Origin of the sequence: Thalassococcus sp. S3 (assembly GCF_004216475.1) — a bacterium.
GTDB lineage: Bacteria > Pseudomonadota > Alphaproteobacteria > Rhodobacterales > Rhodobacteraceae.
Window position 1 is genome coordinate 4,535,507 of record NZ_CP022303.1, and the last position, 18,538, is coordinate 4,554,044.

General features: G+C 61.0%; 11 protein-coding genes. 5 read left to right on the top strand and 6 right to left on the bottom strand.

Going from position 1 to position 18,538, the window contains the following annotated elements; genetic code table 11:
• Positions 1–402 precede the first annotated feature (402 nt).
• Genes CFI11_RS22215 through CFI11_RS22225 form a run of 3 tightly spaced genes read right to left on the bottom strand, consistent with a single transcriptional unit; the run spans position 403 to position 3,307 of the window.
• Positions 403–1,017 carry a TIGR02466 family protein gene (locus tag CFI11_RS22215; protein WP_217358735.1) on the bottom strand — a complete coding sequence of 205 codons (615 nt, stop codon included), beginning with the start codon at positions 1,015–1,017 and terminating at the stop codon, positions 403–405.
• 18 nt (positions 1,018–1,035) lie between these two features.
• Positions 1,036–3,018, bottom strand: coding sequence for an aminopeptidase P family protein (locus CFI11_RS22220; RefSeq protein ID WP_130409665.1), 1,983 nt, complete (start codon positions 3,016–3,018; stop codon positions 1,036–1,038).
• Positions 3,019–3,073: 55 nt separating this feature from the next.
• Positions 3,074–3,307, bottom strand: a complete 234-nt coding sequence (locus CFI11_RS22225; RefSeq protein ID WP_130409666.1) for a phosphopantetheine-binding protein — start codon at positions 3,305–3,307, stop codon at positions 3,074–3,076.
• Between the two features lie 50 nt (positions 3,308–3,357).
• On the opposite strand from CFI11_RS22225, the gene CFI11_RS22230 reads away from it, so the two are divergent.
• Positions 3,358–4,155 (top strand): class I SAM-dependent methyltransferase, encoded by a 798-nt coding sequence (locus CFI11_RS22230; protein WP_130409667.1) that lies wholly within the window; start codon positions 3,358–3,360, stop codon positions 4,153–4,155.
• A 23-nt stretch (positions 4,156–4,178) separates the two neighbouring features.
• Here the strand turns inward: CFI11_RS22230 and CFI11_RS22235 are convergent, their stop codons facing one another.
• Together CFI11_RS22235 and CFI11_RS22240 are read right to left on the bottom strand one after the other, a co-directional pair.
• On the bottom strand, positions 4,179–5,537 hold the full coding sequence (locus tag CFI11_RS22235; RefSeq protein ID WP_130409668.1) for an aminotransferase class III-fold pyridoxal phosphate-dependent enzyme: 1,359 nt from the start codon (positions 5,535–5,537) through the stop codon (positions 4,179–4,181).
• On the bottom strand, positions 5,530–9,870 hold the full coding sequence (locus tag CFI11_RS22240) for an AMP-binding protein (protein ID WP_165390367.1): 4,341 nt from the start codon (positions 9,868–9,870) through the stop codon (positions 5,530–5,532). The genes CFI11_RS22235 and CFI11_RS22240 overlap by 8 nt, the downstream gene beginning before the upstream one ends.
• Positions 9,871–9,989: 119 nt before the next feature.
• Here CFI11_RS22240 and CFI11_RS22245 point away from each other — a divergent pair, with 119 nt between their 5' ends.
• Entirely contained in the window at positions 9,990–11,702 is a 1,713-nt protein-coding gene (locus CFI11_RS22245; RefSeq protein ID WP_165390368.1) for a thiamine pyrophosphate-binding protein, read from the top strand.
• Here the strand turns inward: CFI11_RS22245 and CFI11_RS22250 are convergent, their stop codons facing one another.
• Positions 11,703–13,028 carry a GMC oxidoreductase gene (locus CFI11_RS22250; protein ID WP_130409671.1) on the bottom strand — a complete coding sequence of 442 codons (1,326 nt, stop codon included), beginning with the start codon at positions 13,026–13,028 and terminating at the stop codon, positions 11,703–11,705. It abuts the gene before it with no gap.
• 48 nt (positions 13,029–13,076) lie between these two features.
• Between CFI11_RS22250 and CFI11_RS22255 the strand changes: the two genes are divergently transcribed.
• From CFI11_RS22255 to CFI11_RS22265, 3 genes are read left to right on the top strand one after another with little or no spacing between them, the layout of a single operon-like run.
• Positions 13,077–13,940, top strand: a complete 864-nt coding sequence (locus CFI11_RS22255; protein WP_256370566.1) for a phytanoyl-CoA dioxygenase family protein — start codon at positions 13,077–13,079, stop codon at positions 13,938–13,940.
• A 34-nt stretch (positions 13,941–13,974) separates the two neighbouring features.
• Positions 13,975–17,229 (top strand): amino acid adenylation domain-containing protein, encoded by a 3,255-nt coding sequence (locus tag CFI11_RS22260; RefSeq protein WP_165390370.1) that lies wholly within the window; start codon positions 13,975–13,977, stop codon positions 17,227–17,229.
• Complete coding sequence (locus CFI11_RS22265; RefSeq protein WP_130409674.1) at positions 17,226–18,536, top strand: condensation domain-containing protein; 1,311 nt, start codon at positions 17,226–17,228, stop codon at positions 18,534–18,536. Before CFI11_RS22260 ends, CFI11_RS22265 begins: the two co-directional genes overlap by 4 nt.
• Positions 18,537–18,538: the final 2 nt, after the last annotated feature.

Sequence of the window (18,538 nt, forward strand, 5' to 3'; positions counted from 1 at the left end):
TGACAATCAATACCCTCAGTGACATCAGACGCGTCATCCGTGGATTCTCATTTCGGCAACGTCTGATGCAGATGGTGATACAAAAGGCGCCGCGGTCTGTTTCACGCGAAGTCTTTGAAGATGCCAACTCCCATGAAAGCGAGAGCGTTGGCGGTAGTGCGTTGAAACCTCCTGTGGAGGCAACGGAGATCTACGAAGACCTTGAGGTTTGTAGTCTGATGACTGGCGAAAACGCCGCCGGAAGCGTCACAAACCTCTGCGACCGCTCCCAATCGACCTGCGCGCCTCTTTCACAGGCCAGGGGCAAAGTTATGTGGAGCGGCAGAAGGATCATGCGTCCTCCGACAGCCTCAGGCGCTCGTCACGCCAGAAAGCTGTTGCCGTCCACGCTTGTGCGCGACCTTAGCTGTCTGAGAACATGAGGTTGCAGGCTACCGAAATGCGCCGGCCAGGGTCACGGAACGGGTGCACCATGTGCTGGAGCCAGCTTGGGAACAACAGCATCCTCCCTGGGCGGGGTGCGATGTACTTTCGAACCTCGAACGCGGCGCCGGGTAGGCCTACCAGAATGGCGGCAGGGCGCGGATCCAGAAACTCGATCGCACCTTTCAGGGGCTCGTCAGTGCAATGGTCCGGCACCGCCACATAGTAGACGCCCGACCAGATACATCCCCGGTGACAATGCATCTCGTTATAATGCATCTCGCCGTTCACGTTGGCCCAGGCTTCGATCTCGAACCCCGGGTGATCGGTTGATCCGGCCCGGCGCATCACTTCGTCCGCAAGATCCAGAAAGCGCTGCATCAGCGTGCGCACAGCCTCCTGCTCACTGCTCTGATACGTCTTCGGGGAATGCCAACCACCCACATTCGTAAAGATGCCGGGGTCTTCGACGGCCCCGGCCTCGTCGAGGATCAGACGCTCCAGTTCCGCGTTCAACGCGGTGGCCTCGTCATCGTCGTGACGCATCAGAAAAGTCGGGAAGATCGTTTCGAACTCTGCGGTACTGACGTTCACGCTCATGGTCCTTTCGGATCAAATCGGTTGAGTTGCGGCAAGCAGCCAATCCATCGCAGTGCCCTCCAGATAGGGTTCGACCGTCTTGACGACATATTGATGATAATTGTTCAGCCAGTCGCGTTCCTGCACGTTGAGAAGCGCCGCGTCGATCAAAGCGGTGTCGAATGGTGCCGCTGTTACTGTCTCGAACCCAAGGAAAGGCACGTCGTCCAGCCCGTCTTTGTCGGCATGCGCGATCATGGTGTTCTCATGCCGGATACCAAACGCATCGCGCAGATAGGCACCCGGTTCGTTCGAGAGGACATTGCCAGCCTGAACGGGACGCGACCCGGATTGTGCGATCACAACCCGGCCTTCATGCACCGCCAGAAAACTGCCGATCCCGTGGCCGGTGCCGTGATCGAACTGGACGCCTTCTGCCCAGACCGGTGCGCGTGCGATGCCATCGAGCTGGGCGCCGGTCGTTCCTTCGGGAAAGCGCGCCGTTGCCAGGGCAATATGCCCGCGCAAAACAGCGGTCGACAGCCGAACGGCATCCGCCGGCGGCGGACCCACGGCAATGGTGCGCGTGATATCCGTGGTTCCGGACAGATATTGGCCGCCGCTGTCGATCAGAACGGGCTCGCCCATGGCCAGGCGCCGGCTTCCTGTTTTCGGCGGACTGTAGTGAATGATGGCCGCATTCGGCCCTGAGCCGACGATCGGGGGAAAGCTGACACCGCGAAAGGTGGGATCCTCGGCTCGAAAGGCCGTGATCCGCTCGGCCAGCGTGTGTTCGTCGGGCAGCGCATCGGGATTGAGCGCTGACAGCCAGTGCAAGAATTTAACCACCGCCGCACCATCACGGGCAAGCGCCTCACGAAAGCCATCGCGTTCAGCCTCGGTCTTGACCTCCCGCATCTGAAGGATCGGGTCGTCCAGATGCACCGGCATGGAGCCATCACTGCCCAGAAGATCCGTAACCCAGGCAGAGACGCGGTTTCGATCATATCCAACGGCCCGCCCGGACCGGGCAAGCTGGCCCAGCGTGTCGCCGAAATCATCATAGTCCTGGATGGTGACGGTGTTGCCCAATTGCTGTTCTACCGCGCCCGAGAGCTTTCCACGCTCAATGAAAAGATCGGCATGGCCATCGGTGTGAAACACCGCGTAAGCCTCCGGCACCGGGGTCGTTTCGGTGTCACCGCCGCGGATGTTGAAGGTCCATGCGATGGCTTCGAGTTCGGTCACCACAAGGCTGTCGACGCCCGCAGCGGCCAGGCTCTCGCCCAGTGCCGCACGTTTGTCGTCGCTGGTACGACCGGTATACTGGATCGGGTGGGGCACCACCGCGCCGAAGGGGCGCGCAGCGCGGTCAGATCCCGACCAAAGCGCATCAATGGGATTTTCATCAAGTGAAACCAGTGTGTGTCCACTATTGCGTTTCGCAGTGTCGATTTCGGATGGATTGTGCAGCTTCGGATCAAATCCGATCCGCGATCCCTCCGGCAGGGCGTCCTTCAGAAACGCCCAAATCGGTGGTTTCAGATGGTGGCGTGGAGTAACCGGCGTGCCATCCAGTTCCTGATCGGCTTGGATGACATAACGGCCATCGACGAAAAGCCAGGCCTCGTCCTTGCCGATCACCGCGGTTCCCGCCGATCCGCTGAAGCCTGTCAACCACTCAAGCCGACGCGCATAAAACGGCATATCACGGGAGCCATGCGCATTGCGTTGCGGAACAATGACCGCATCAACGCCCCTCTCTTCAAATCCTTTCCGCAAAGCTGCGATGCGCGCGGGATCACGCGTGATTTCGGGGCCTGCCACCGCATCCACGGCGGCCAGGACCTCAGCGCGCAGGGCATCTGGCAAATCCGAGAAAACCACATCGCACCAGTCCGGTCGCCATTTCGCGCCGGGAACAACCGAAACGCGGTCCAGCACCGAAGCCAGGTCTTCCGTCAGTGAGGGCGGCGCATATGGAGCCAGCCGCTCAAGCAAACCTTTATCAATCACACAACCATCCTATTTCGTTCATTGTCTTGTTGGTCCTTCCGGATGGTGCCCCGGATCACCCTTCGGGTGAAAGACCGCTACAGATCTCGTCAAGTTCCGGGAGTGTGCTGACAAGAATATCCTCGGTGCAGACACGAATTCCGAAATCCTCTTCCAGCCGGTTGGCCAGCATCACCGCGCTGAGTGAATTCCCGCCGAGTTCCAAAAACATCGCATCCTCGGGAAGATCCGTGATATCAAGAAGTTCCCGGGCGTACTCCCGGAGGGCGCTGGGGATGGAGTTCGTCATAATGAACGCTCCGTGGTTCTGCGATAGGTTGAGCATAGGCATCTGCATTTATGACGCAAGAAGACAGATCCACTGGCGGCGGTTCGCCACCGGCGCCTCTCAATCCCATTGAAGAAAGCGCGGTTCTGCAGGCCTTTTGGCGCGCAAATGCCGATTTCGAGGATCCGGTTGCCAGACGTGTCGTGGCAGAGCTTGTCACGGATGAGATGGCGGAACGGTATCGCGCGGACAACAGCATCTACGCGGCCATGCATCTGGCGTCGGTCAAGGCGGCGGATACTGCGCTTACCGCATGGGCCAGGCGCCACGATGCGCCATCTATCGTGTTGCTGGGCGGCGGCTTGGACGGTCGCGCGGAACGGACGCTGCTGCCCAAGAAAAGCAGGATCTTCAACATCGACACGCCACCAATCCTTGCGCGATATACGGCGCTGACGGCGGGCGCACCCATACCATCTGTTCCGGTGCCGGCCAGCCTGACCAAGCCGGACGATCTGCTCGCCGCGCTGGAGGCCGCGGGATGGGAAAGCGCAAAGCCCACCTGCTTCATCGCCGAGGGGGTTCTGGAATTTACCGGCCCCACCCGAATGCTCAGCCTGCTGCGCGCGCTGATCACACGCACCGCGCCGGGAAGCATGGTGTTGCTTCAGGCGCTCGACCCCGGGCTTGTCGCCTATGCAGAGCATATCGGGGACAAAACCTTCCCTTGGCGCAAGCTCCCGGATGCAGATGCGCTTTTGAAAGAGATCCAGGGGGCAGAGGTGGTTGAGCTTTCGACGGGGGCCCCAACCTGGGATGGTCCAGCGCGGAGTGTCGCGCTGTCGCATGTTTATCAATTGACCATCTGACTTCGCCTGAAGACCCGGCAGCATCATCCTGCATCCGCCGCGCGCGCGAGCCGGGCCAGCTTTGCCTGGTTTGCTTCCAGAACCGAAGCGAAGCGGTCAGCAAAAAAGTCGATGTCACCATCGCCCAGCGCAAGTGTCGGATACGCCCGGCATAGGGGGCACATCATGATCCCGGCGCTCTGCAACATCTTGGTCAACTGCCCGTCCGCAAGTGTCGCGGCAAGACTGCCATAGCGGCGGCCCGAGCCACCGACCTCACCGATATGGAACACCTGTGCGGCGCCGAAGCGATTGATGTGCAAAGGAACCGAAAGGGCTTGCGCGATATTCAAAGCAGTCTCGGCCAATTTCGCGCTTTGCACCTCGATCCGGTCAAAGGCAGCAAAGCTGTCCTTGCTCAGAATGCCAAGCGTCGAGGCGATGGCGCGCAGTCCCAGACCGTAGCCGTTATAGGTGCCGCCATGGGCCACACGGCGCTTGGCGTAAAGCTCCATGATCTCGGCACGCCCGGCCAGAACCGAAATAGGGATGCCGTTGGAGACAGCTTTGCCGGTGACGAACATATCGGGCTCAAGCCCGATCGCCTTTTGCCCGCCACCGGGACCCAGCCGAACGCCGGTTATCACCTCGTCCGCGACCACCACGATACCGTGCGCGCGGCAAAGGCGGACCATCTCTGCGATATCCGCGTGATCGGGCCAAAGTCCGCCGCCATTGATACAGACAGGCTCAAGCAGCACACAGGCAAGGTCCTCTGCATGCTCTGTCAATATCCGCGACCAGCTGTCGTCCTCGAAAGACACAAGAAGGCATTCCCGCTCCAGCACGCCGTCGGCCCGGCCTTCGCTTTCAAAAGGTCCGTTTGCCTGTGGATGGGTTTGGCCATCCTCCCCCATCTGCCCCCCAAGCAAGAGATCGCTTGATCCATGATAGTGCCCCGCAAATCTCATGACCTTCCGGCGGCCGGTATAGGCTCGGGCCAGACGGATCGCATTCGAAACCATTTCGGTTCCCGACAGGCCGAAGCGTAATACAGGCGCCCAGCCAAACCAGCGATGCAAAGCCTCTGCGGCCTCCAGTTCGACGATGCCATTTACCACATGTGCAGCGGTTGAAAGCTGCCTGGCCAACGCGTCGTTGAACACCGCATCGCCGTGACCAAGGATCAGACTTCCAAAGGCCGAAGACAGGTCGAGATATTCGTTGCTGTCAAGATCGACCACACGCGCCCCGCTTGCCCGCGCGATCCGGATCGGGGCCGGTTCGGTCGCGGCGCGAAAATTGCTGTGGACCCCACCGGCCAGCACATTGGCCAAAGCCGCGTTATAGCCATCGCCCTCGGGCGTGGCATATTGGGGCACGCGGGTGGACGCGTCAGACATGATGCAAAGCCTCGTCCTGAAGATACCGGATCAAATCAGAGGCCAAATCGGGAAACAGATCCACAACCGCGGGATGCACGCCGATGCGCAGCGTCAGCCTGTCAGCGTATAGAACCGACAGGATCGTGACAGGGCCGGAAAACGTGAAATCCTGAGGGTCCCAGCCCTCATGCGCGTCCAGGCTGCGAACGGGCCCATCGGCTGTCTCTGGCATCTCGGGTGCTTCGAACAGGCTGAAAAATGCATCCGGCAGAAAGGCGGTGTAGCTGGCGAAGATGCTGTTCTTTATGCCACGTTTAATCTGCTGGCGGAGCGGAACGAAGGCGAAATTCTGCGCCTCAAGCACCTCGCTCTGAGTATTTCGGCACGCGTCCTCAAGGCTGCTGCCCTGGTTGATGTCGACAATCGAATGGTTCGCCAGAGGGCCCACGACGTTGAGAAGTCGGGGATCGGTGCGCGCCGTGATCGAGAACCCGATCCTCAAGGCGGACGTGTCGAGGCAGCGAAACAACGCGCGAGCGGTCAATGTCATCACAGTGGTGAACAGGGTCGCACGGCACGTGCGCGCCAGCTTTCGCCAATCGGCGGCCTTGATCGGAACCGATCCGACCGTCACAACTTGCGGCTGGGCTTCCTGTGCGGTGACAAGGTTCCGCTCTGGCCAAGGGGATGATGCCTTGGGCAGGACCCTCCGCATATCCGCCGCCTTGACCATCAAACCACGCTTCGCGATCAAGGCCTCCCAAGCGGCGTAGTCGATATAGCTCAACTCAGGCGGCGGTGGCAAAACAAGTCTCTCGCCAAGTTCGGCAGCCAGGAGGCGATGAAATTCCCGGCGGATCACATGCAGTGACTGGCCGTCATGCGACACGTGATCAAGCACAAGCAGCAAGATCGCGGGCTTCGTTTCCTGTCGCAACAAAATGGGCCTTAGCGGTCCATATTGGCCAACGTCGTTTCGAACGGCCAACTCTGCCTGGCATCGCGCCTCGGCGCTTTGATCAGGCCCGAGGTCGATCACACGGACCTTGGGCATCGGCGCCGTTTGCAGGATCGGGGGCGTTGCCGGTGACACGTCCTTGAACCCCGTTCGCAGGATGGGATGACGCGACACCAACGCGGCAACGGCCCGGTCGATCATCGCCGGCTCTACTGGCGCCGAAAGCTCGAAAACCAGGGGAAGCGCTGGCAGGTTCCGGTCCCGTTCGGCCAGTGCTTTCAGGTGCCGGCGCTGGGCGTCGCTTGCCGGAACTGGCCCTTCGGCCTGTCCAAGGTCCGGCAGATCAAGACCCTCTTCCATCGCCTGGCTGACGCGCAGCTCAACCGCAAAGTCTCTTAGCGAAGCGCTTTGCAGCAGGACCCGGACCGGAACGTCGCGATCCAGGATACCGGCAAGTCTTCGGCTGATATCGACCGCTGCCAACGAATAGCCCCCAACCGCGTAGAAATTCGCGTCGAGATCAATCCGGTCCTGGCCCAGAACATCGCAAACCGTGTCCAGCACCAGTTTCTCGACCTCGTTTCCTGATTGATCGCCCTCCGGCGCCATCTCCGCCGCAAGGGCCTGCAGGCGGGCCACGTCTGTTTTGCCGTGTGCCGTGGCGGGCATCTGGGACAGCAACATCAGATGCGATGGGACCATGTAGGCAGGCAAGCGGCTCAAAAGGCTCTCGCGGACCGCATTGCGCGTTTTCTGCGCAGAGGCATCTGGATCCTTGGGCACGATTGCCGCATGCAACTCTGCGCCCGCCGCCTTGCGGAGCGTGAAGACGGCGCAATTGTCGATCTGTCCCGATGCAAGGGCGGCCGTCTCGATCTCGGCCGGTTCTATTCGGTAGGCGCCAACCTTGACCTGACGATCGCCGCGCCCGAGGAAAGCCAGCTTTCCATCAGCCTCCAAACGAACCAGATCACCGGTATGATAGGACAATGCGTCTTTGTCCAAGGGATCTGGCCGGAATGTATTTGTTGGCAATGGTTTGACATAGCCCATCGCGACGCAAGGCCCGCCGATCACCAGCTCGCCCACCACACCCGGTGGGCAGGGCCGGCCCAGCCGGTCCACAACAGCGACACGTGTACCCGCCACGGGCGTACCGATGGGCAGATTTGGACCTTCATGTTCAAGATGCCCTTGCCAGCCTGTCGTCCAAACCCCGGCTTCGGTCGGTCCGTATCCACCGAAGAGAGAAAGATGAGGGGCGTGTTCAAGACATCTGCGAAAGTCATCGGCCGAGTTGACATCACCGCCTACGACCATTGTGCGCAGCCCGTCCAGCATGTCCGGGCGACCGTGCACCAGGTCATGAAATAGCCGGGGCACCACACTGGCGAAGGTCGCGCCGGAGCGTTTGATCAGATCGGCCAGATCGTCGGTACTGGATGTCTCTGTTTCGGCGATCACAAGACGGTCGGCAACCAGAAGACCGCTGCACATCTCAAACAGCGAGACATCGAATGTGGGCGGGCACGACGACAAGACGATGTCATCGTCGGCGATGCGCCAGACGCCCATATCGCCGAACACCCGGATCAGCCCCCTCTCGGTGCAGCGAACACCCTTGGGCGTCCCGGTCGAGCCCGAGGTGAAAAGAACATAGGCCTCGGCTTCCAGATCATCGGGCGTGGGCGCGGGCGGGTCAGGCTCTGCCGCGAGCGAACGGCTGTCGCCATCAATCGTCATGAAGAGGGCCGGACAAGGTAACGAGGCCGCCGGGCCGCCTTCGCAGCAGAGGACGGCACTCAGCTGCGCCTCCTCCGCGATCACGCGCAAACGGTCGGGCGGCGCAGTGCGGTCAAGTGGCACGAAAGAGCAGCCATGCCGCCTGATGGCAAGCTGCGCAAGCGGAAGCGCGGGACATTTCGGGGCGAGAATGCCCACGCGACTACCTGCGGCGATGCCGGCCTTTGCAAGCTGTTCATGAAGTCGGTGAACATGTCGCCGGGCGGTGGCAAAGGTCATTTCGCGGTCCCGCCAGACAATCGCGACCCGGTCTGGGTCGGCTGTCGCCCGCTCTTCGAACCTGGTCACGAAACCTTGGTCACCCGCAGTCGGTTCGGGGCCGTTTATCCATGCCTCGGCCCGCGAAAGTGCGTGCGTTTCGCTGATCGGAAGGTCGCGACATGGCGTTGTGGGATCCTCCAGCGCCGCATCGAGAAGCGTCTCGAAATGAGAGATGACTGCTTTTGCGTCGGCCTCTCCCATGATGCGACGGCCAAAGCACAAAAGCATGCGCCAGCCCTTGGGTTCGTCGTAAAGAAAGACGTCAACATCCCCGATCGCGCCTGAAATCGGTCGGTCGAAATGGCGGAAATGGCGCCCGCCAGAGACGACATCCGTCTCACCTCCCTGATGCACACCAAACGTGAAGAAGCCACCGCGATGGCTGCTTTGCATGACATCGTCTTCCGATGGCTGCGCTGTCATGCGTCGCGTATGCGCGACGTGTTCAGCGAATGATCGTGTCTCATCCACATCAAAGGCGATGTGCCGGGCCTGGTAGATTGGCCCGACGACATGTTCCAGCGCCTTGGTCTCGCGGGCTGCGCGAACCGACAACAACGGAACAACACCGGTGCGGGTATAGCGCACGACAACGGCCGTCCAGGCCGCGAGCAGTATCAAATGGGGCGTTGCACGCAATTGTTTCGCGGCCCCCATCAGCCGTGCGCCCAGATCAGGGGCAAGCCTTCGCTCCACCCGGCCTGCCGCCTCTGCCGGACATGTTTCATCGCGCGCAGTCGACGGCCAATGGGTTTCGATCTCGCCGTCGTTCTGTTCGGATTGATGCGGCACGGGCCGGGTCGCTTGCGCGTAGGTGCGATAGTCCGGCGCCGGCTCCAGCGTGTCGGCACGATCACTCAGAAGCGCGATCAATTCGGTCATCAGCACCTTCATCGACCAACCATCCGCGATCGTATGATGAAGGAAAAACAGCAGAACAGTCTCGCCATCCGGGCTATCGCAACGCCGGACGCGCCAAAGCGGGGCTTTGGCCGTATCAAAGGGCAAAGCGACGATCTGGTCCGAACGCTCGTTCAGCGCCTTCTGGAAAGCGGCGGTCGTGTCAGACGGTAGTTTCACATGCGCATAGTCGACATCAATCCGCTGGGCGACGTGCCTAAGAAAAACACTGCCTTGAGTTGAGAAATCGCTTCTCAATAACTCATGACGCTCTGACAGTTTCTGCAGCGCTGCACTTATTTGCGCGTCATCAATGGGCGGCGAAAGGCTCATTTGATGGGCGATGCAATATCCGGGCTTTGTGCCCTGCGTCGCTTCGTGTAGCAATATGTCGAACTGCTCCGGAGAAACTGCGCTGTCTTTCGACATTGGGCAAACTCCTGGAATTTCTGCGAATAGGTGCGAGTGTTCAGGAAACAAAATCATTATTCAAGTTGATTTGCCCAGAACCGCCTATACGGGCAAAGACCAACCGATAGGAGATGTTGATGAAGGCAAATCATTACCTTGCCGAGTTTCTGGCCCGCATCGGGGTGAAACATGTCTATCAACTCTCCGGCGGCATGATCGCGCCCCTTCTTGACGCGGTCGGAGAGCATCCGGCCCTCAGACTGATCGACATCGTGCACGAACAATCGGGCGGCTTCGCTGCAGATACCGAAGCACGCCTGACGAACGTGCCGGGCGTTGCCATGGGAACGTCGGGGCCGGGCGCGCTCAACCTCGCAACGGCAATGGCCACAAGCTTCTATGACAGTGTGCCGATGATCTATATCGGCGGTCAGGTTCAAAGCTATCTTCAGGTGAACGGCAAGGCCACGCGCCAGTCGGGATTGCAGGAATGCCCGTTCGGCGCCGTAGCCGCGCCCATTTGCAAGGCGGTCTTTCAACCCGGTTCGGGCAAGGATGTGCCGGACATGCTGGGGGAGGCGTACAAAACCGCCATGTCCGGGCGCCCGGGTCCGGTACTCATCGATTTCCCCTTTGATTGCCAAATCGCAGAAACCGACGCGGAAAGCGTCCGCGACCCGGACCCGATCGCCCCGGACACTCCAAACCCTGAAACCATCGCCGCATGTGCGGACATGCTCCGCACCGCGGAGCGTCCGATCCTGCTGGCGGGCGGCGGTGTGCGGGCAACAGGGCGTGAGGCCGTACGGTCGCTGTCGCGAGATATGGGCCTGCCGATGGTTACAACCATCTCAGCGCTTGATGCCGCCGATCCAACGGCGGACACATCATTGGGCCTGTGCGGCGTCTACGGCACGCGGCGGGGAAATCTGGCCTTGAGCGAGGCGGATGCGGTGCTGTGTATCGGCTCGCGGCTTGATCATGGCGTCATCGGCGCGGATCCAGCGGGCTTCACCCGGCGAAGGTCCGTTTTTCGGGTAGACATCGACGAAGGCGAGGCCGGTGCCCGACACATCAAAGCCGAAGTGGCACATGCTGATGCAGGCGCCTTTGCCGCCGCACTACACGACTCTCTCAGCGAGGCGCAGTTCGTCTTGCCCGATCCCTGGCGCCAGCGGTTGCGCGCATTGCGCGACGAAGTGTCGGACACGGCAGAGCGGCGACATGGCGACAGCATTGATCCAAACCGGTTTCTTGCGGCGCTGGGGCAGGCCTCTTCTGCGGCAGGAAGCTATTGCATTGATGCAGGCCAGCATACATGGCACAGCGCGCAATCCCTCCGGCTTAAACCGGACCAGCGTTACGTCAGCAGTACGGGTCTTTGGGCCATGGGATGCGGCCTGCCCGCCGCGATTGGCGCCGCCTTGATCACCAAACGCCCCGCGGTGGTGATTGCCGGCGATGCAGCCGTGCAGCTGAACATACAAGAAGCCGCCATCGTCGCGAGAGAGCGCCTGCCGGTCAAAGTCGTGATCCTGGACAATAGCGGCCACGGCATGGTGCGGCAGTTCCAGGATGAGTTTCTGGACAGCCGACATCACGGGACAGAGCCACAGCCCCCTGATCTGAATGCGGTTTTCGCCGCTTATGGCTTTGCTGAACGCACGGTCGCAAACGATCAGGACGTGGCGGATGCGCTGGACTGGCTTTGGGCCACACCAGAAGCGCCAGCCGTTCTCCGGGTGATGATTTCGGCAAAGGACCATGTAAGCCCCAGCGTTCCCTTCGGTCGGCAGTTGCGGGACATGAAACCCGCAGCCCAGGAGGGCCAGGTCGTCACGCAGCCCTGATCACCCGGCAATAGCACGGGCCGTTCCAATCGCCGTTGCCACGGCCGCAAGCATGGGATTGCGCGCGTTCCGGGAAGGAAACCGCGCAGTACCCGCAACCCAGAGATTGCGCATGCCGCGAACTCGGCCCGAAAGATCGGTGACACTTTGCCCTTCAGCCCCGCTTCGCAGGGTTCCGAATGCATGGGACGCAGCACCAAGCGGCAGTAGTCTTGGAACGCCCATGCCCCGCGCGGTTCCAAGACGATCGCAGGTCTCCTTCAGATGCGTGAGCATGGTCGAAAGCTCTTCTTCGGAGGCAACGGCTTCCGGCATGTCGATCCGAGCCCCCCAAAGACCGGTCACATCGTCGTCGGTTGTGTCAAAACGAAGCCCGTTGGCGGCACGCGGCTCTGCGCTCATGTACCAAAAGAGTGCCAGCGTGGCAGCTCCCTGCGCAAACGGCGGCGCAAGGATGAGCGCATGCGCCCCGTCCGGCGCGGTCGGCAGGCATGCGGCCCCCATTTTCAAACCACCCTCTGTCATCGCATCATAGAGCCTGCGGCCCTTAGGCGACAGTTCACTCAAACGGGCCGCCGCCAGCGGATGGTCCGCCAGATATCGACCAACGGGAAATCCCTTCTCGGCACAAAGCCCCGAGGCATGAAGCAATGCCGCGCTGCGGAGTGGATCGGCAGCGATCACAATCTCTGAGGCACGAAGTTGCCTAATCGCGCCCGTGCTGACATCGACCGTCTCGACAGAGGTGACTTGCCCACCTGAATGTATCAAGCGACGCGCGCGATACGGCCTGATCTCTGGCATCTCCGCAGCTCGCGAAAAGATGTCGATCGGACCTGCCACCGGACCGTTTGGGCCATGGGGCCGCGCCATGGCCACCGGCGTGATATCGCCGTTCGGAGCGTCGCCTTCTAACGCCCCCAACCAATTTGCCGCCTGGTCGTAGAACGGATCGAGCGCGGCACGGGCAAAAGCATCCCCCTCGCTATCAAACAGATCCAACCGACACAGGACGCCTGTCCACAGAACGGACGCCCCGCCCCGCGAAAGAGGGACATGAAGTGCCGGACGTTTCCCCGCCGTTTCCTCTGATGCCGAAGGTACGGGCAAAAGATGCGCGGAGAGGAGCCGATCCAGCAGCGAATTGCCGAACCGCAGGCGAGGATCCGTCGAAAAATGGGTTGGAAAAGGAGCGGAGTTGACCAGCCCAGAATCGATTAATAAGATCGTTTTACGAGAAAGACTAAGCTCTGTTGCAACCGTAGCGCCAGCCATGCCGGCGCCTATTACCAGTGTGTCGAACTCCTGTTTTCCATTTGCGTTCATGAGCTTTGTTCTTTGACGCCTTATTGGGATTGCAAAGAGTATCTGATGATGCCGGAACACGCATATGTTAGAGCCCAATTTCCGACAAAGGAAGATATAGACTCTTACAATAAAAACGGATTTGTCATCGCACGCGGATTATTGTCGCCTGACGATATCGACGGCGCTCTTTTTGGAATCGATCGCTATTACGCCGGCGAACGCGACTGGTCGTTACCCGTCTCCGGAGGGTTTCTCGACTGGAAAGCCGAACACGCCGATGGCTTGCGTATCAACGACTATGTTTCTCTGCAAAATACAGAGCTGCGCGATCTCGTGATGCAACCGGCACTGGGCGCGGCGTTTTCCGCGCTGAGCGGTGCGCCGGTGATCCGGCTGTTCCACGACCAGTTGATCTCGAAATCTCCCTCCTTCGGAGCCGATACCGCCGTGGGCTGGCACGTGGACGGAGCCTATTGGAAAACATGCACCTCGAACCGGATGCTGACGGCGTGGATTCCACTTGTCCCCTACACCGAAGAAATGGGCCCGATTCATTTCATCCCGGGCAGCCACCTCTGGGAGGGGTTCGGCTGGATGACGACCTTTAACGAAAAGGATCTGGATGCGCTGCTTGAGAGGGTGGCCGCAGAAGGCCAGCCGACCGAACCGGTGGCCGTGATGCTGGAGCCGGGCGATGTCAGCTTTCATCACGCGCGAACGATCCACGGAAGCCCCCCCAACCGCGGCGCGACACCACGGATCGCCCTGACCGTGCACGTTCAGGACGGCGACAACCGATATACGTCGTTCGAGGATTGCAGGGGCGCGAAGGCGGTTCACGTCAACGACGCCCTGTGCCGTCAGGGCACGGATGGTCTGCCCGATTACAGTGACGACGAAATCTGCCCTCAGGTCTGGCCCGCGGCATAGCGCCCTGGGCCAATGTCTTCTTCAGGATAATCCGATGAACGTACAACTGGCCCGATCTGAACATATCATTCCACCAAGCCTTCCGGTCGCCGGAAAACGCTCCCTGGCGTATTGGCCAAAAACAAAGGTCACGCCAGCAGGCACGCCTCTTCCATCCGGGCTGCTGCCAGAGACGGGCGCAGAGCAGCTGGCGCGGCTCGCGGCTGCGATCCAGACCGTCTTGATCCGAACGCACCGGGACGATCCTGCCCCGGTCGGGATCGTGATGCCCGGTGGGGGCATCGTCCGGGTTGAGGCCCAGAATGATCTGCAGGCCACAGTTGGCGGCTTGCTTGCAGATGCCTCCGCAAGGATCGGCGAAAGCCCGGCGCAGCCGCCGGTCGAACCCAAGGAGGCCGTGAATGCCGCGTTCGCCATCGCAGTTTGCACTGATGGAGAGGCCATTCCGACCGTCCGTCAGGACGCCACCGTTTTCTTTGACGCCAATGAGGGTCGACTGGCCTGCTGTCACAACTCGCGCCTCTTCGATGCCGACACCGTGGTTCGTTTCCTCGATCACATCACTGCTGTTCTGACCGCCCTGAAAGAGGCGCCGGACACTGCGGTTGGCGCAATTGACATTCTGAGCGATGCGGAGCGGAAACAGATCGCCGCGGCAACCTGCCCCGATCCACAGCCACTGCCCGAGGCGGGCACGGTTCAGGCGCTTTTTGCCGGGCAGGCCCGAACAGCGCCGGATGCCGTGGCGATGATATTTGAGGGTCAGAAAACCACCTATGCTGACCTGAATCGGCAGCGCGCGGCCATAGGGGCCTGCCTGCTACGCCATGGTTGTGATCAGGGCGACCGCGTCGGCGTCTGCGTACCACCCGGCCCTGAACAAATTGCAGCACTTCTGGCCGTTCTTGGCATCGGCGCAACGCCTGTGCCGGTTGACCATACATTCCCGCATCACCGGCTCGCAATGATCGCGGAAACCGCCCAGCCCAAAGTCTTTCTGAGCGCTGACAGGATGCGTGACGTCGTCGATGGCTTTGGAGATATCGTCTTGATGTCCGAGGCGATGGCAGAGGACACGCAAGACCTGAGTGTTCAGGGAGATATGGGCGGAGCCGCTTATCTGCTCTTCACCTCAGGTTCGACCGGTCGCCCGAAAGGCGTTCTGGTGGGCCAGCGCACGCTCATCAATCTGCTCTCATGGCAGGACAAGCAGAAGCCAGCCGTCGGACGACGCACACTCAATCGGTCCTCAATGGCGTTCGACGTCGGCTTCCAAGAGATCTTCGCCACGCTATGCTTTGGCGGAACCCTCGTAATCAGCACCGAGGCGCAACGCGCCGATATTGGCGCGCTTCTGAAAATCCTTGCACAGGAAAAGATCCACCGCTCGTTCCTGCCGCCTGTCGCTTTGCTGCAGATTGCCGAGCTTTATGATGAAGCGTCAGACGATTTATCGGCACTCGAAGAGGTGATCGTCGCGGGCGAACGTATGACGATCACGCCCCCCGTGGTAAAAATGTTTCGGACCTGCCGGGCGCAGCTGATCAATCAATACGGCCCGACCGAAACGCATGTCGCCACCTCTCACACCCTGTCGGGGGCGAGCGTGCGCTGGCCGCTGACACCGCCGATCGGGAAACCCATCGCGAATGCACGCGTCCACATCATCGATGCCGCCGGAATGCGCTGCCCGATGGGCACAACCGGGGAGATCGCGATTGGCGGACTGCTTCCCGCGCTGGAATATGTCGATGCCCCCGAAGCGACAGCCGCGAAATTCGTGCAAGATCCGTTTCCCGGCGCCGCGGACGATGGGCGGATGTATCTGACAGGCGATTTCGGACGCCTGCTGCCATCTGGAGAGATCGAATTCGTCGGACGGCGCGATGATCAGGTCAAATTGCGCGGCTATCGGATCGAGCTTGGCGATATCGAGGCCCATGCCTGCGATCTGCCGAATGTCGGGCTGGCGGCCACGCGACTTCAATCGACAGGGGCGGGCGATTCCGACACGCTTTTGTGCCTCTATCTGCAAAGCCGCGACGGCGCCGCGCTGGATCTGCCGGCACTGCGCACCGATCTGGCCAAGGTCCTGCCGCGTCACATGGTGCCGGCCCTTCCCGCGATGCAGCAACTTGATGACATCCCGCTCAACAGCAATGGAAAGATCGACAGGTTGAAGCTGCCACAGCTTGAGCTTGTGCAATCCGATGGCGATGAAGAGCCGACAACTCCACGGGAGCGGGTGCGTCAGGTCTGGCGGCGTCATCTGCATGTCGATGACATCGGCGAAGACGCGGCTTTTGCCGATCTGGGCGGCCACTCTCTTACCGCGATCCAGGTCGTCTCGGCCGTCAACCACAGTTTCGGGATCAGTGTCCCGGTCGTGGCGCTTCTCAGGGGCGCGACCTTTGGTCAGTTCGCTGACGTGGTCGAGGATTATATCCGGCGCAAGGGCGGCGGCGAAACCACCGCGACGCCGGTCTCGTCAGGACCAAGCCTGCAAAGCACCGAACTGCCCGGCATCGGAAAGATCCAAACCCCCTATCCGTCGGAAACACGACACTATTACGACGAGATATTCGCCAACGGCGCTTATTGGGTCGGTGGCGCGCGTATCCCCGAGGGCGGAACGGTCGTCGATATCGGGGCGAATGTGGGCGTCTTCACGCTCTTCGCGCTGGTGAACGCCAAGGCGGCCCGCGTGCTCGCCCTTGAACCGGTCCCGCTTCTGGCGGATGCGTTCCGGTCCAATGTAGCCCCTCTGGCAGGCAAGGCCACGCTGGTTCAGGCGGCAGCCGCTGGCGAGAATGGCCGCACCGAATTGACGACCTATCCCCTGATTACAGGAATGTCTTCGCTGCGCCCGGATGTTGCCAAGGACAGCGCGTTGCTGACCGGTCTTCTGGGACGTGCCCGCGCCCGTGATACCGAAACCGACACCGTCCTCGCGCCGGTCGAAGGCACGCTGGTCGAAAGCCGCATGTCCTCTGAAACCCTGCCGACCGAGACCCGCCGCCTTGCCGACCTTCTGGCAGAACAGGACATTGACCGGGTCGACCTTCTGAAAGTCGATGTCCAGCGGGGAGAAGAGCTTGTTCTAGCTGGCCTTGATGATGCGGCCTGGGCAAAGATCGATCAGGTTGTCGTGGAGCATCAGGAACCCTCGGGCACCGGCGGTGCCATCGCTGAATTGCTCGCCTCAAAAGGTTTCACGGTGACCAGCGCGCAGCATGAGATGCATCTGGGCACCGAGGTGCATTACACGACCGGTCGAAAGGCACCATGAGCACCGACGCCCGCGACCGCCTGCGCGAGATACATGCAGAGCTTGCGGATCCGTCGGTCCTGAACCTTTCGTACACGCTTGGACTTGAAGGACCGCTTGATGTCGATGCGTTGGCCTGGGCCTTCGACCGGATCGCCGAAACGTTCCCAAGTCTCGGCGCTGCCGACGGTGCGGACATGTTTGGCCTCCATGACTTCTCGGATCCAAATACCCAAGGCCAGCTGACCGGCGTCATTGATCAGGTCAGACGCCACCGGTTCGACATAGATACCGATCCGCTGCTGCTTGCACGATGTCTGACATTGGGGCCGTCCCGCCATATCCTGGTCATCGCGATCCACCATTCCGCGGCCGACGGCTGGTCCCTCTCGGCCATCGCGCGGGCGCTTGGCCGTTATTATGCCGCACTTCTCAACGGGCAGGAGGCGGAAATCGATACCGTCCTGGACCCCACCGATGCCGCGCCGGCATCCGAGCGGCGGTTGGCGCGGGAGCGCGATGAGCTGTCAAAGGACCTCGCCGGTCTTGACCGCAACGCCAGCCTTACGGTCGCCAACAGCACCGGGTCAGAGCCCTTGGTGCGATTTACGCGCAGCTATTCGTCGAGCTTCGCAAAGGCGATGGAGCTTGCGGCAAAGCAGGCCCGGGTGACAGCTTTCGCCGCCATTGCCGGCACTGTCGCACGCAAGGTTCTCGAAGCGCTGGAGCGTCGTGAAATTCTGGTTGGCACAACCATCCTGAACCGCCATTCCTCGTCAGACCTGCTGGTGGATGCACCGCTTTATCAGGGCTCGCTCTTCCGTATCGCGCAGACCTATGACTGGAAAGATATCGGCAGCCGCGTGGCCGCAGCCTCGGGCCGCATGCTGCCCTATGCCCAACAGCTTGAGATTGCTCGCGCGGCGATGGAAAGCAACGGGCCTGTCACGCCCCCGCTGTTCGTCTTTGCCGACACCCACCCCCTTTCCGCCCTTAGTTTGGAGGATATTACGATCCGGTTCCTCGATGCCTCTGACGAGGACGACCAGCCCTTGCCGGCTATCCGCATGGCCGACATCGTCTTTTTCTGGAGGTCCGGCCCTGGTGGGGCGACAGGCAACCTGATCGTGCCGGCCTCGCTTGGTCCCGTTGGCAAGGGGCTGATCGACAAGATTGATGAAGCCCTGAAGACGCTGGCCGGTGACACGATCGCGGAAACGCCCGAGGTCCGGCCATGGGCGCCCGGTCTTGTCGCCCGCGACGCCCCCCTTGTTGACGGACTTAGCCCGGTGGGGCGGCTCGCGCTCTCGTCAGTTTACGGAGAATGAAC

Excerpts from the sequence above, each read along its gene's own strand:
- CFI11_RS22225 (WP_130409666.1), bottom strand. The coding sequence starts at position 3,307 with ATGACGAACTCCATCCCCAGCGCCCTCCGGGAGTACGCCCGGGAACTT.
- CFI11_RS22230 (WP_130409667.1), top strand. The coding sequence starts at position 3,358 with ATGACGCAAGAAGACAGATCCACTGGCGGCGGTTCGCCACCGGCGCCT.
- CFI11_RS22235 (WP_130409668.1), bottom strand. The coding sequence starts at position 5,537 with ATGTCTGACGCGTCCACCCGCGTGCCCCAATATGCCACGCCCGAGGGC.
- CFI11_RS22240 (WP_165390367.1), bottom strand. The coding sequence starts at position 9,870 with ATGTCGAAAGACAGCGCAGTTTCTCCGGAGCAGTTCGACATATTGCTA.
- CFI11_RS22245 (WP_165390368.1), top strand. The coding sequence starts at position 9,990 with ATGAAGGCAAATCATTACCTTGCCGAGTTTCTGGCCCGCATCGGGGTG.
- CFI11_RS22250 (WP_130409671.1), bottom strand. The coding sequence starts at position 13,028 with ATGAACGCAAATGGAAAACAGGAGTTCGACACACTGGTAATAGGCGCC.
- CFI11_RS22255 (WP_256370566.1), top strand. The coding sequence starts at position 13,077 with ATGCCGGAACACGCATATGTTAGAGCCCAATTTCCGACAAAGGAAGAT.
- CFI11_RS22260 (WP_165390370.1), top strand. The coding sequence starts at position 13,975 with ATGAACGTACAACTGGCCCGATCTGAACATATCATTCCACCAAGCCTT.
- CFI11_RS22265 (WP_130409674.1), top strand. The coding sequence starts at position 17,226 with ATGAGCACCGACGCCCGCGACCGCCTGCGCGAGATACATGCAGAGCTT.